The sequence below is a fragment of the Pseudomonas sp. F9001 genome (assembly GCF_013385435.1).
GTDB lineage: Bacteria > Pseudomonadota > Gammaproteobacteria > Pseudomonadales > Pseudomonadaceae > Aquipseudomonas.
Genome location: NZ_JACAPX010000014.1, coordinates 53,323 through 66,383 on the forward strand (window position 1 = coordinate 53,323; position 13,061 = coordinate 66,383).

Sequence of the window (13,061 nt, forward strand, 5' to 3'; positions counted from 1 at the left end):
AAGCCCGCTCCCACATTGGATAGTCGTTGTTTTCCAGACCGTGTTCCCGCAGCGAGAACCCCATGTCTCAAACCCCACCCACCGGCCAACCCGCCTACGTCTTGCACAGCCGCGCCTACCGCGAGACCAGCGCCCTGGTGGACTTCCTCACGCCCCAAGGCCGCCTGCGCGCGGTCTTGCGCAGTGCACGCGGCAAGGCCGGCACCCTGGCGCGGCCCTTCGTGGCCCTGGAAGTGGAGTTTCGTGGACGCGGCGAGTTGAAGAACGTCGGCCGCATGGAAGCTGCCGGCGCCTCCAACTGGCTCAACGGTGAGGCGCTGTTCAGCGGCCTCTACCTCAACGAATTGCTGATCCGCCTGCTCCCCGCCGAAGACCCGCACCCCGGCGTCTTCGATCATTATGCCGCCACCTTGCTCGCCCTCGCCGAAGGCCGTCCCCTGGAACCGCTGCTGCGCGCATTCGAATGGCGCCTGCTGGATGACTTGGGCTACGGCTTCGAACTGAGCAACGACCTGCACGGCGAGCCCATCGCCGCCGACGGCATGTACCGCCTGCAAGTGGACGCAGGCCTGGAGCGGGTCTACCTGCTGCAACCCGGCCTGTTCCAGGGCACCGAATTGCTCGCCATGAGCGAAGCCGACTGGACCGCCCCCGGCGCCCTGTCCGCCGCCAAGCGCCTGATGCGCCAAGCCCTGGCCGTGCATCTGGGCGGTCGGCCACTGGTCAGCCGCGAGTTGTTTCGAAAGCCCTGACATCCCCGTGTATGCTGTGCAGCGATTCCTTCCCTCTTCAGGAGCGCTTTTCGTGACCACCAGCAATCGCATTCTTCTCGGCGTGAACATCGACCACGTTGCCACCCTGCGCCAGGCCCGGGGCACCCGTTACCCGGACCCGGTCAAGGCCGCGCTGGACGCCGAAGAAGCGGGCGCCGACGGCATCACCGTTCACCTGCGCGAAGACCGCCGCCACATCCAGGAGCGCGACGTGCTGCTGCTCAAGGACGTGCTGCAAACCCGCATGAACTTCGAAATGGGCGTCACCGAGGAGATGATGGCGTTCGCCGAGCGCATCCGCCCGGCGCATATCTGCCTGGTGCCGGAAACCCGCCAGGAACTGACCACCGAAGGCGGCCTCGATGTGGCTGGCCAGGAAGCGCGGATCAAGGCTGCCGTGGAGCGCCTGTCGAAGATCGGCAGTGAAGTCTCGCTGTTCATTGATGCCGACGAGCGCCAGATCGAAGCTTCGCGCCGTGTCGGTGCCCCGGCCATCGAACTGCACACCGGCCGTTATGCCGACGCGACCACGCCGACCGAAGTTGCCGACGAATTACAGCGCATCATCGACGGCGTCAACTGCGGCCTGGGCGAAGGCCTGATCGTCAACGCCGGCCACGGCCTGCACTACCATAACGTCGAAGCCGTGGCTGCGATCAAGGGCATCAACGAGCTGAACATCGGCCATGCGCTGGTGGCGCACGCGCTGTTCGTCGGCTTCAAAGGCGCCGTCGCCGAGATGAAGGCCTTGATTCTGGCCGCCGCCAAGGCCTGAAGTAACGAAGATCCAATGTATGACTTGTGTGGGAGCCGGGCTTGCCCGCGATGGCGTCACCTCGGTATTTCAGTTGCACCGAGGTGATGCCATCGCAGGCAAGCCAGCTCCCACACCAAGCCCGCTCCCACATGTGGCAATGCGAACCCTTACTGTTTAGGTGATGCCGGTGTATGGTATCTGCCCTTTGCGGGTCTCGGACCCGCGGCAGATACGTGAGGTTGTTGTGTCCCAATCGTTTTCCCGTCGACAAATCCTGGGTGGTCTTGCCGGTCTCGCGGTGGTGGGCGTCGGTGCCGGTGGCGCCTATCGCTACTGGCTCGGGAAGGTGGCCGAGGCCGAGGCGGGGCACGATTACGAGCTGATCGCCGCGCCGCTCGACGTGGAGCTGGTGCCGGGGCACAAGACCCAGGCCTGGGCCTTCGGCCCTTCGGCGCCGGGCACCGAGTTGCGAGTGCGCCAGGGTGAATGGCTGCGGGTACGCTTTATCAACCACCTGCCGGTCGCCACTACCATCCACTGGCATGGCATTCGCCTGCCGCTGGAAATGGACGGCGTGCCGTATGTCTCGCAACTGCCGGTACTGCCGGGCGAATACTTCGACTACAAATTCCGCGTGCCCGATGCCGGCAGCTATTGGTATCACCCCCACGTGAACAGCAGCGAAGAACTGGGCCGTGGCCTGGTGGGCCCGCTGATCATCGAGGAGCGCGAACCCACCGGTTTCAAGCACGAACGCACCTTGAGCCTGAAAAGCTGGCACGTGGACGAAGAGGGCGCCTTTGTCGCCTTCAGCATTCCCCGCGAAGCGGCCCGGGGCGGCACCGCCGGACGCCTGTCGACCATCAATGGCGTGTCCCAGGCGGTGATTGATTTGCCGGCCGGGCAGATCACCCGTGTGCGCCTGCTCAACCTCGATAACACCCTGACCTATCGCATCAACATCCCCGACGTTGAAGCGCAGATCTATGCCCTGGACGGCAACCCCATCGAACCGCGCCCGCTGGGCAAGGAATACTGGCTCGGCCCTGGCATGCGCATCTGCCTGGCGATCAAGGCGCCGCCCGCCGGTGAAGAGTTGTCGATCCGCAACGGCCCGGTACGCCTGGGCACCTTCCGCTCGGTGGCCAGCACCGACACGGCGACCGAATGGCCGCCTGCGTTGCCGGCGAACCCGATTGCCGAGCCGGACCTGGCCAATGCCGAGAAACTCAACTTCAATTTCGAATGGGTTGGATCGGTCTCGGTGAACGTGGACAATAAGCCACCGAGCCTGTGGCAGATCAACGGCCAGGCCTGGGACATCACCGACAAGACCTGCGCCGACCGCCCGATTGCCAAGCTTGCAAAGGGCAAGAGCTACATTTTCGAATTGAAGAACATGACCCAGTACCAACACCCGATCCACCTGCACGGCATGAGTTTCAAGGTGATCGCCTCGAACCGCCACAAGGTGATTCCGTACTTCACCGACACCTACCTGCTGGGCAAGAACGAGCGTGCCCGCGTGGCGCTGGTGGCGGATAACCCGGGTGTCTGGATGTTCCACTGCCATGTGATCGACCACATGGAAACCGGCCTGATGGCCGCCATCGAGGTGGCGTGATGCGTCAGTTTCGCCCCACGGCGATTATCGACCGCAGCCGCGACCAGGACTTCATGCGTGAAGCGCTGGCCCTGGCTGCCCAGGGGGCCGCGCTGGGCGAAGTGCCGGTGGGCGCGGTGCTGGTGCAGGATGGCGAAGTGATCGGGCGCGGCTTCAACTGCCCCATCAGCGGCAACGACCCCAGTGCGCATGCCGAGATGGTCGCGATTCGGGCCGCTGCTCAGGCCGTCAGCAATTACCGGCTGCCGGGCAGCACGCTCTACGTCACGCTGGAGCCGTGCAGCATGTGCGCCGGGCTGATCGTGCATTCACGGATTGCCCGGGTGGTGTACGGCGCGCTGGAGCCGAAAGCCGGGATTGTGCAAAGCCAGGGGCAGTTTTTTACCCAGGGCTTTCTCAACCATCGGGTGCTGTATGAAGGCGGGGTGTTGGCCGAGGAGTGCGGGACGGTGTTGAGCGAGTTCTTCAAGGCGCGAAGAGCCAAAGGCTGACACGATGCCCTGTGGCGAGGGAGCTTGCTCCCGCTGGGCTGCATAGCGGCCCCACAATCTGGGGAGCGCTGCGCACTCCAGCGGGAGCAACCTCCCTCGCCATAACAGCAGTCTTATTTCTTCGCGACAATCACCGCCCGCATCGGCGCCGGCAGCCCTTCGATGGTCTTGCTGTGATCTTCAGGGTCCAGGAAGTCGCTGAGGGACTGATACTTCATCCACTCCGTGCCGCGCTGTTCCTCGACCGTGGTCACGCTCACGTCCACACAGCGCACCTCACTGAAGCCCGCACGTCGCAGCCACAGCATCAGCGCCGGCACCGACGGCAGGAACCAAACGTTGCGCATCTGCGCGTAGCGGTCTTCCGGCACCAGCACCTGCTGCTGATCGCCTTCAACCACCAGCGTCTCCAGCACCAGCTCCCCACCCTTGACCAGGCAATCCTTCAGCGCCAGCAAATGCTCGATGGGCGAGCGGCGATGGTAGAACACGCCCATGGAAAATACCGTGTCGAAGCCTTCCATGTTCGACGGCAGGTCTTCAAACGGGAACGGCAGGTGCCAGGCCTTGGGCGTCGGCAGATAACGCTGCACCGCCTGGAACTGGCAGAAGAACAACCAGTTCGGGTCGACGCCAATCACACTGTCGGCGCCGGCGCCGAGCATGCGCCACATGTAATAGCCGTTGCCGCAGCCCACATCGAGGATGCGTTTGCCCTTGAGGTCCAGGTGCGGCGCGACCCGTGACCACTTCCAGTCCGAGCGCCATTCGGTGTCCACGTGCACGCCGAAAAGATCGAACGGCCCCTTGCGCCACGGGCAAAGGCCCATCAGCGCAGTACGCATTTGCGCACGGGTGTCGTCGTCGCAATCGGTATCCAGCACCAGGCCGTTCAGCAGGTCGATTTCACTGGGCATGATCTTCGGCAGCGCATCCAGCGCGCTCTGCCAGCGTTCCAGGTCGCCATGGCCTTTTTCCATCTTTGCATCGAGTTGCGCTTGCAGGCCCTGGGCCCATACGGCCAGGGGAGTGCCGACCAGGTGGCGGGCGAGGGGAGACAGATCAATCATGGCAAGGCAATCAACGAAGCAAAGTTAAGACACTGGAACCACGGCACGACTTTCGAGAACCCGGCCGCCAGCAGGCGTTCGCGGTGTTCTTCGAGGCTGTCGGGCTTCATGACGTTTTCGATGGCGCTGCGCTTCTGGGCGATTTCCAGTTCGCTGTAGCCGTTGGCACGCTTGAAGGCGATGTGCAAATCGGTGAGCAGCGCATGTTCTTCCGGGTCATTGAAGCGCAGCTTTTCCGAAAGGATCAGCGCGCCGCCCGGCAGCAGCGATTGGCGAATGCGCGAGAGCAAGGCCAGGCGTTGTTCGGGGGCGATAAATTGCAGGGTGAAGTTCAGCGCGACCACCGAAGCCGGCTGGAATTGCAGGGCGAGGATATCGCCCTCGATCACCTCCACCGGCAGCAACTCCTGGAACATCGAGTCCTGGCCGTTGAGGTATTCGCGGCAACGCTCGACCATCGCCGCCGAGTTATCCACCGCGATCACCCGGCAACCGTCGGTGCGCACGTGACGGCGCAGGGCCTGGGTCACCGCGCCGAGGGATGAGCCGAGGTCGTAGAGCACGCTATTGGGCTGGGCAAACTGCGCCGCGAGTACGCCGAGGTTTTCGACGATGGTCGGGTAGCCGGGCACCGAGCGCTTGATCATGTCCGGGAAAACCCGCACCACGTCTTCGTTGAAGGCGAAGTCCGGCACCTGGGGCAGGGGCTGGGCGAATAGGCGATCGGGTTCTTTGCTCACGGCTGTTCCGGCGACGAAGGGGGAAAGCCGGGCATTTTAGCGTAGGAGCTGGCTTGCCGGCGATGTTCGTTAACGATGACGCGGACTTTCTGGATGAACGCGGCAACTGTGGGTTTTTTCGCTGGCAAGCCAGGTCCTACAGGTTGACGGTTTTTTTCTGAGGAAAGGAAGAGGCCGTAATGCCCCACTGCCCCAGCCAGTAGCTGACAATCAGCAAATACGGCGCCGCTTCAAACGCCACCACAAACCGATTGATCCCGATCAGCGTGTCGGAAAACACGAACGACACCGCACCTGCGGCCGCCAGGTATGCCGAGCGCTTGGGCGCGCCGCTGCCCAACCGCGCAAGCGCTCGCCACAGCATCGCGCTGATCACCAGCGCATACACCACCACCGGCACCAGCAATGGGCCCAGGCCATGGGAAATCAGAATGCTCAGCAAGATCGCGCCCACCACCAGCGCCAGTACCAGCGGCAAAATCGCCGGGCGGCGGCAGTCGCTCAAGTAGGCTTTCAGGTACGCCAGGTGTGCGAACAAAAACGCACCGAGGCCGAAGATGAACAGGTCGCCGGGCCAGGCCAGCAGCACGTCGCCCACCAGGGAAAAAATCAGCCCCAGGCTGATCCAGCGTCGATAGTCAGTGGGCGGCGCATCATGCAGCCAGCCCAGCAGCGCCAGTACCGGCAATGGCTTTACCAACAGGCAGAGCAGGGTGGCGTGGGTGCTCAGGCCGTAGATAAAGGTTACCGCCCCCATCAACGCAAGGATCATCCATGGCATATCAGTTCACCGTAATGGCGCAGTCGAAGGTTTCGGCCGGTTCTGCTTCCGGCTCCCAGGGTTGTTGTGAGGTGAGGCGCAAACGGCCCTGGCCGGCGTTGAAGGCCTGGAAGCGCCAGGTGGATTGGCCGCCACTGCCGACCACGCCGGTGTCGTCGGTGTTGCTGTAGACCTCGGGGCTCAGGCTGCGCAGCACGCCGCCGGCCGAGTCCTGGATGGCCCAGCGGTAACCGGTGGTGGGATTGCTGGGCAGGGTCAGGATCAGGTTTTGCCCGGTCTTGAGTTGCAGCGGGCAGGCGCTCTGTTTTTCCACGGTGACGTTTTGCTTCGGCGCACTGGCGCAGGCGGCGAGCAGGCAAAGGCTCAGGGGGAGAAGCAGACGGGCAGCGGTCATGGGGGCTCCGTTGTTTGGCGACGAAGGGCGAGCATAACCGAAGATGAGACAAGGTGTGACAGATGGCGTTGTGTTGGCTGCACCGGCCTCTTCGCGAGCAAGCCCGCTCCCACATTCGACCGCATTCCAAAGCATGGACTCGGTCAAGTGTGGGAGCGGGCTTGCTCGCGAAGAGGCCAGCTCAGGCGCTACATAACTATCAGAACAACACCTTCGCCACATCCGCAAAGCGCTTGGCAAAGTGCACCGTCATCCCTTCCTTCAGGTACTCCGGCAGCTCTTCAAAGCTCCCCCGGTTAGGCTCCGGCAAGATCAACTCGTGAATCTTCTGGCGCCGCGCCGCAATCACCTTCTCGCGCACCCCGCCAATCGGCAGCACATGCCCGGTCAGCGTCAGTTCACCGGTCATCGCCACGCCTTTTTTCGGCGGCTGGTTACGCGCCAGCGACAGCAGCGCACTGGCCATGGTCACGCCCGCGCTCGGGCCGTCTTTCGGTGTGGCGCCTTCCGGCACGTGCAGGTGCACGAAGGCTTCATCGAAGAACTTCGGGTCACCGCCAAACGACTTCAGGTTCGAGCTGATGTAGCTGTAGGCAATCTCGGCCGACTCCTTCATCACTTCACCCAGTTGCCCGGTGAGCTTGAAGCCACGGTTCAGCGTGTGGATGCGCGTCGCCTCGATCGGCAGGGTCGCGCCGCCCATGCTGGTCCAGGCCAGGCCGGTGATCACACCGGTGCCCGACAGCACTTGCTCGTTACGGAACACCGGCATGCCCAGGGAGGCTTCCAGGTCCTTGTTGCCGATCTTGATCACCGAGTCCGGCTCATCCAGCAGCTTGACCACCGCCTTGCGCACCAGTTTGCCCAGCTGTTTCTCCAACTGACGCACCCCGGCTTCGCGAGCGTAACCATCGATCAGGGCGCGCAGGGCGCCGTCGCTGATGGACAGGCTGTTTTTCGACACGCCGGCTTTTTCCAGCTGCTTTGGCCACAGATGACGCTTGGCAATCGCGACCTTTTCTTCGGTGATGTAGCCCGACAGGCGAATCACTTCCATCCGGTCCAGCAACGGGCCGGGGATCGAATCCAGGGTGTTGGCGGTGCACACGAACAGCACTTTGGACAGGTCCAGGCGCAGGTCCAGGTAGTGGTCGAGGAATTCGACGTTCTGTTCCGGGTCGAGGGTTTCGAGCAGGGCCGAGGCCGGGTCGCCCTGGTAGCTCTGGCCCATCTTGTCGATCTCGTCGAGCATGATCACCGGGTTCATCACTTCCACATCTTTGAGGGCTTGCACGAGCTTGCCCGGCATCGCACCGATGTAGGTGCGGCGATGGCCCTTGATCTCGGCCTCGTCGCGCATGCCGCCGACGCTGAAGCGGTAGAACGGCCGGCCGAGGGATTCGGCAATCGATTTGCCGACACTGGTCTTGCCCACGCCCGGCGGGCCCACCAGCAGCACGATGGAACCGGCGACTTCGCCCTTATAGGCGCCCACGGCGAGGAACTCGAGGATGCGACTCTTGATGTCATCCAGGCCGGCGTGGTGTTTGTCGAGCACTTTGCGGGCGTGCTTGAGGTCAAGTTTGTCCTCGCCATACACGCCCCACGGCACCGAGGTGGCCCAGTCCAGGTAGTTGCGGGTGACCGCGTACTCCGGCGAACCGGTTTCCAGGATCGACAGCTTGTTCATTTCTTCGCTGATGCGTTTCTGCGCCTGGGTCGGCAGGACCTTGTCCACCAGGCGCTGTTCGAATTGCTCGACGTCGGCGCTGCGATCGTCCTTGGTCAGCCCCAGCTCTTGCTGGATGACCTTGAGTTGTTCCTTGAGGAAGAACTCGCGCTGGTGTTCGCCGATCTTGCGGTTCACTTCGGCGGAGATTTCTTTTTGCAGGCGCGCGACTTCGACTTCCTTGCGCAGCATCGGCAGGACTTTTTCCATGCGCTTGAGCATGGGCACGCAGTCCAGCACTTGCTGCAGTTCAGTGCCGGTGGCCGAGGTGAGGGCGGCGGCGAAGTCGGTCAGCGGCGACGGATCGTTGGGGCTGAAGCGGTTGAGGTAGTTCTTCAGTTCTTCGCTGTACAGCGGGTTGAGCGGCAGCAGTTCCTTGATCGCATTGATCAGCGCCATGCCGTAGGCCTTGACCTCGTCGGTCGGCTGGGTCGGCTGGTGCGGGTATTCGACTTCCACCAGGTACGGTGGGCGGTGGTGCTTGAGCCAGGTCTTGATCCGCACGCGGGTCAGGCCCTGGGCGACGAATTGCAGCTTGCCGTTTTCGCGGCTGGCGTGGTGCACCTTCACCAGGGTGCCGTATAGCGGCAGGCTGGAGGTGTCGAAGTGGCGCGGATCTTCGGGCGGGGTTTCCATGAAGAACAGGGCAAGGGAGTGGTGGTCGGACTTGCTCACCAGCTCCAGGGTTTCGGCCCACGGCTCTTCATTGACGATCACCGGCAACACTTGCGCCGGGAAGAAAGGCCGGTTGTGGATCGGGATGATGTAGACCTTGTCGGGCAGGTTTTGCCCTGGGAGGGCCAAGCCAGTGTTGGCGGAAGTGTGTTCAGCGTTTTCCGGGTCGGCGTAGTCGTTGAGGTCGATGTCCGGGAATTCTTGCTGGTCGCTCATGGGGCACCTGCATAAGGAAGTATGCAAGTTAGATGGGGCGGGTCGGCAGTGGTTTCAATGGGTGGGGTGAGATAGCAACATATTGCACACTATTTTCAAAAGCACCGCTGAACAAATGTGGGAGCGGGCTTGCTCGCGAAGGCGGTCTGTCAGTCGATGCATCTGTGACTGATGCGCCGCCTTCGCGAGCAAGCCCGCTCCCACATTTTCGATTGCATTTCGTCAGCTGAGTTTGTGCAAGTAGGCCGGTAAAGGTTGTTCAGGCAGCACCGACAGCACCTTCAAACGCTGCAACATCCGCTGCCGGGCCCGTTGCAGGTGCTCGCGCAGGTTCAGTGCGGCGGCGTCGAAGGCGCCATGCAGCAACAGCTCAAGGATCAGACGGTGCTCGGCCAGCATCGCCGGATCGGCACCGATGCCCAGCAGCCGGTAGAAAATCCGGCTGATGATCATCGGGCTTTGCCCCTGGCGAATCAGCGCGGCGATCTTGCGATTTTGCAGGCCGGCGAGGCAGTGCTGGTGCAGGTCTTCCTCGATCTGCTCGATTTCTTCCAGGCTGCAATGGGCGCTGTTTTGCGCATCGAGCACGCGCTGCAACATGGCGTGCAGCAGGTCGCGGTCGAGGTTCGGCGCGCTCTGGCGCAGGGCTTCGGGCTCCAGGCAGGCGCGCAGTTCGTAGTCTTCGGTGACTTCCCGGGCAGTCAGTGGCCCGGCCAGCCATTGGGAATAGGGTTCCTTTTCCACCAGGCCACGGTCCCGCAGGCGCATCAGCGCTTCACGCACCACCGCGCGGCTGACGTTGTAGTGCTCGGCGGCGGCCTGTTCATCGAGGCGATAATGCCCGAAGGCGATACAGGTCGAGAGCGCTGCGCCGATTTCCTCGACGATGCGCTCCCCCAGTGGCCGGGTGTCCACCAACTCATCTTCACCGTTGAGGCCCAGGTGCGCATGGCTCAGGGGCAAGCGCAGCGGCTCCATGTCCAGGCCGTCGGGGTTGATCAGGTAACCCCGGCCATCAAAGCGGCAGATCAGTCCTTCGTCATGCAACAGGTTCAGCGCCTTGCGCACCGGCACCCGGCTGGTGCCGAACAATTCGGCCAGCGGCGCTTCCAGCAACACCAGGCCATGGCGGGCGGTGCCGTGGGTGATGGCGTCGCGCAGAACCTGGTGAATCATCGCGTAACGGGAAGCCGAGGCTGACACTGCTTTCATCGGGCTCTCTGGAGCAAACGGGTCGGTGGCCGGGGATTCTCTCATAGTTGCGCCTGTCACTCTGCGCCACGTCGGTGGCACTTTTTTGGGGCCTTCAGAGGGTTGATGTTACTTTTCTGCACCAAAATGTATTTATTAATAAAAGATACATTATTTCATTCCTGGCGAGCCTTAAACACCAGCCGATATTTCTTTTAATGCCTGAAACCCATCTAGCCCGTGGATCTGCTCCAAAGTGCCAGGTGTGGCAACCGAGCTGTCCACAAGACTGGCACGAAAGCTGCCTTTGTAAAATGTACATTTTATTAATATGTACATTTTTTAAAGGTCGTTCCCATGTCAGACGCCACTTCAATGGCCGAGGATTTCGCCAGCGGTCGCAGCGACCCGGTGCAGGTCCTGGAACAGGCAATTGCCCACGCGAGCATGGCCCCCGGCGTGTTCATCTCCCTGACCGCCGAGCGCGCTCGCCGTGAGGCCGAAGCGTCGGCCGCCCGTTGGCGTGCCGGCCAGCCGTTGAGCGTGTTCGACGGGGTGCCACTGGCCTGGAAAGATCTGTTCGATGTGGCCGGCAGCATTACCACGGCGGGCGCGGCCTATCGCCGTAATGCGCCGGCCGCCTTGCTGGACGCGCCAAGTGTGGGCCTGTTGTGCCGCGCCGGAATGGTCAGCGTCGGCAAGACCAACCTCAGCGAGCTGGCCTATTCCGGCCTGGGCCTGAACCCGCATTTCGGCACGCCGCACAACCCGGCCAGCGTCGATCAACCGCGGATTCCCGGCGGCTCGTCGTCGGGCTCGGCGGTCGCCGTGGCAGCCGGCATCGTGCCGATCGCCATGGGTACCGACACCGCCGGCTCCATCCGTATTCCGGCTGCGCTGAATGGCGTGGTCGGTTATCGCAGCAGTTGCCGGCGCTACAGCCGCGACGGCGTTTTTCCGCTGGCTCACACCCTCGACAGCCTCGGCCCGCTGACCCGCAGCGTGCGCGATGCACTGGCCATCGACGACCTGCTCAATGGTCGCGACCAGCGCCCACCACGCCCGCCCCGCAGCCTCAATGGCCAGCGGTTCTGGGTCGAGCAAAGTGTGCTGGAAGACGCACGGGTTGAACCTGCGGTGCGCGATAACCTGCAACGTTGTGTGGACCGATTGAAGGCAGATGGCGCGCTGATTGACGTGCGCCCCTCGAAGACCTTCCAGGCCACCCTCGACCTGATCCTGCACCAGGGCTGGCTCGGCGCCTTCGAAGCCTTCGCCCTCCACGAAGCCCTGCTCGACAGCCCTGATGCCGAGCAACTCGACCCCCGCGTTCGCCGTCGCCTTGAAGCGGCCCGCACACTGCCGGCCAGCCAACTGCTGGCGCTGTACGACGCCCGTCGCCGCCTGCAACAGCAGCTTGTCGACGAACTCGACGGCGCGATCCTCATCACCCCCACCGTGGCCCATGTGGCCCCGGCCCTGGCGCCGTTGGAAGTCGACTTTGAACTGTTCGTCAGCACCAACCTCGCCACCCTGCGCCTGACCATGCCCGGCAGCCTGCTGGACATGCCCGGCGTCAGCCTGCCCAGCGGCCGTGATGCCCTGGGCCTGCCCACCGGCCTGTTGCTCAGCGCCCCCAGCGGCGAAGACGCGCGCCTGCTTCGGGCCGCGCTGTCAGTAGAAACCGCACTCACTTTTTAAGGAGACACATCATGGCTAAAGACATCCTCTGTGCATTTGGCGTCGACGTCGACGCGGTCGCCGGCTGGCTCGGTTCCTATGGCGGCGAAGATTCCCCGGACGACATTTCCCGCGGCCTGTTCGCCGGTGAAATCGGTGCGCCACGCCTGCTCAAATTGTTCGAGCGCTACGGCCTGCGCACCACCTGGTTTATTCCCGGCCACTCGATGGAAACCTTCCCCGAGCAGATGAAGGCGGTGGCCGACGCCGGTCACGAAATCGGTGTGCACGGCTACAGCCACGAAAACCCGATTGCGATGACGGCCGAGCAGGAAGAAATCGTCCTCGACAAGTCCATCGAACTGATCACCCAGGTCACCGGCAAACGCCCCACCGGCTACGTCGCGCCGTGGTGGGAATTCAGCAAGGTCACCAACGAACTGCTGCTGAAAAAAGGCATCAAGTACGACCACAGCCTGATGCACAACGACTTCCACCCGTACTACGTGCGCAAGGGCGACACCTGGACCAAGATCGACTACAGCCAGCACCCCGACACCTGGATGAAACCCCTTGTGCGCGGCGAAGAAACCGACCTGGTGGAGATCCCGGCCAACTGGTACCTAGACGACCTGCCGCCGATGATGTTCATCAAGAAAGCCCCGAACAGCCATGGCTTCGTCAACCCGCGTCACCTCGAAGAAATGTGGCGCGACCAGTTCGACTGGGTCTACCGCGAGCACGAACACGCGGTGTTCACCATGACCATCCACCCCGACGTGTCCGGGCGCCCGCAAGTGCTGCTGATGCTTGAGCGGCTGATCGAACACATCCAGAGCCATGCCGGCGTGCGCTTCGTCACCTTCGACGAAATCGCCGATGACTTTATCCGCCGCCAACCACGTACCTGACACCCGTACCTAAACCCTGGCCAACCTCC

12 protein-coding genes are annotated in these 13,061 nt (G+C 62.9%); 6 read left to right on the forward strand and 6 right to left on the reverse strand.

Annotated features, from left to right (window positions below; translation table 11 throughout):
- The first annotated feature begins 62 nt into the window (after positions 1–62).
- From recO to tadA, 4 genes are all read left to right on the forward strand, one after another.
- The gene (recO, locus tag HX818_RS15810; protein ID WP_003210428.1) at positions 63–752 is read left to right on the forward strand and encodes a DNA repair protein RecO; all 690 of its coding nucleotides are present in this window, start codon (positions 63–65) and stop codon (positions 750–752) included.
- A 52-nt stretch (positions 753–804) separates the two neighbouring features.
- A complete protein-coding gene (gene pdxJ / locus HX818_RS15815) occupies positions 805–1,548 on the forward strand; it encodes a pyridoxine 5'-phosphate synthase (RefSeq protein WP_063033049.1) in 744 nt (247 codons plus the stop codon).
- 226 nt (positions 1,549–1,774) lie between these two features.
- A complete protein-coding gene (locus HX818_RS15820) occupies positions 1,775–3,154 on the forward strand; it encodes a multicopper oxidase family protein (protein WP_087695164.1) in 1,380 nt (459 codons plus the stop codon).
- Complete coding sequence (gene tadA / locus HX818_RS15825) at positions 3,154–3,645, forward strand: tRNA adenosine(34) deaminase TadA (RefSeq protein ID WP_003210422.1); 492 nt, start codon at positions 3,154–3,156, stop codon at positions 3,643–3,645. Before HX818_RS15820 ends, tadA begins: the two co-directional genes overlap by 1 nt.
- Before the next feature lie 113 nt (positions 3,646–3,758).
- Here the strand turns inward: tadA and cmoB are convergent, their stop codons facing one another.
- The 6 genes from cmoB to HX818_RS15855 all read right to left on the reverse strand — a co-directional run bounded on the left by cmoB (position 3,759) and on the right by HX818_RS15855 (position 10,462).
- Complete coding sequence (gene cmoB / locus HX818_RS15830) at positions 3,759–4,715, reverse strand: tRNA 5-methoxyuridine(34)/uridine 5-oxyacetic acid(34) synthase CmoB (protein ID WP_003210420.1); 957 nt, start codon at positions 4,713–4,715, stop codon at positions 3,759–3,761.
- Positions 4,712–5,455 carry a carboxy-S-adenosyl-L-methionine synthase CmoA gene (gene cmoA, locus HX818_RS15835; protein WP_093201534.1) on the reverse strand — a complete coding sequence of 248 codons (744 nt, stop codon included), beginning with the start codon at positions 5,453–5,455 and terminating at the stop codon, positions 4,712–4,714. The genes cmoB and cmoA overlap by 4 nt, the downstream gene beginning before the upstream one ends.
- Before the next feature lie 136 nt (positions 5,456–5,591).
- Positions 5,592–6,236, reverse strand: a complete 645-nt coding sequence (locus HX818_RS15840; protein ID WP_177020383.1) for a lysoplasmalogenase — start codon at positions 6,234–6,236, stop codon at positions 5,592–5,594.
- A 1-nt stretch (position 6,237) separates the two neighbouring features.
- Positions 6,238–6,630: a protease inhibitor I42 family protein gene (locus HX818_RS15845; RefSeq protein ID WP_003210413.1), complete on the reverse strand. Its 393-nt coding sequence runs from the start codon at positions 6,628–6,630 to the stop codon at positions 6,238–6,240.
- A gap of 199 nt (positions 6,631–6,829) precedes the next feature.
- Positions 6,830–9,250: an endopeptidase La gene (lon, locus tag HX818_RS15850; protein WP_003210412.1), complete on the reverse strand. Its 2,421-nt coding sequence runs from the start codon at positions 9,248–9,250 to the stop codon at positions 6,830–6,832.
- 222 nt (positions 9,251–9,472) lie between these two features.
- Complete coding sequence (locus HX818_RS15855; RefSeq protein ID WP_003210410.1) at positions 9,473–10,462, reverse strand: GntR family transcriptional regulator; 990 nt, start codon at positions 10,460–10,462, stop codon at positions 9,473–9,475.
- 336 nt (positions 10,463–10,798) lie between these two features.
- On the opposite strand from HX818_RS15855, the gene HX818_RS15860 reads away from it, so the two are divergent.
- Both HX818_RS15860 and HX818_RS15865 read left to right on the forward strand, forming a co-directional pair.
- Positions 10,799–12,142 carry an amidase gene (locus tag HX818_RS15860; protein ID WP_177020384.1) on the forward strand — a complete coding sequence of 448 codons (1,344 nt, stop codon included), beginning with the start codon at positions 10,799–10,801 and terminating at the stop codon, positions 12,140–12,142.
- A gap of 11 nt (positions 12,143–12,153) precedes the next feature.
- A complete protein-coding gene (locus HX818_RS15865) occupies positions 12,154–13,032 on the forward strand; it encodes a polysaccharide deacetylase (RefSeq protein ID WP_003210406.1) in 879 nt (292 codons plus the stop codon).
- Positions 13,033–13,061 lie beyond the last annotated feature (29 nt).

Coding starts and splice junctions, on each gene's coding strand:
- recO (WP_003210428.1), top strand. CDS start 63: ATGTCTCAAACCCCACCCACCGGCCAACCCGCCTACGTCTTGCACAGC.
- tadA (WP_003210422.1), top strand. CDS start 3,154: ATGCGTCAGTTTCGCCCCACGGCGATTATCGACCGCAGCCGCGACCAG.
- cmoB (WP_003210420.1), bottom strand. CDS start 4,715: ATGATTGATCTGTCTCCCCTCGCCCGCCACCTGGTCGGCACTCCCCTG.
- HX818_RS15840 (WP_177020383.1), bottom strand. CDS start 6,236: ATGCCATGGATGATCCTTGCGTTGATGGGGGCGGTAACCTTTATCTAC.
- HX818_RS15845 (WP_003210413.1), bottom strand. CDS start 6,630: ATGACCGCTGCCCGTCTGCTTCTCCCCCTGAGCCTTTGCCTGCTCGCC.
- lon (WP_003210412.1), bottom strand. CDS start 9,250: ATGAGCGACCAGCAAGAATTCCCGGACATCGACCTCAACGACTACGCC.
- HX818_RS15855 (WP_003210410.1), bottom strand. CDS start 10,462: ATGAAAGCAGTGTCAGCCTCGGCTTCCCGTTACGCGATGATTCACCAG.
- HX818_RS15860 (WP_177020384.1), top strand. CDS start 10,799: ATGTCAGACGCCACTTCAATGGCCGAGGATTTCGCCAGCGGTCGCAGC.
- HX818_RS15865 (WP_003210406.1), top strand. CDS start 12,154: ATGGCTAAAGACATCCTCTGTGCATTTGGCGTCGACGTCGACGCGGTC.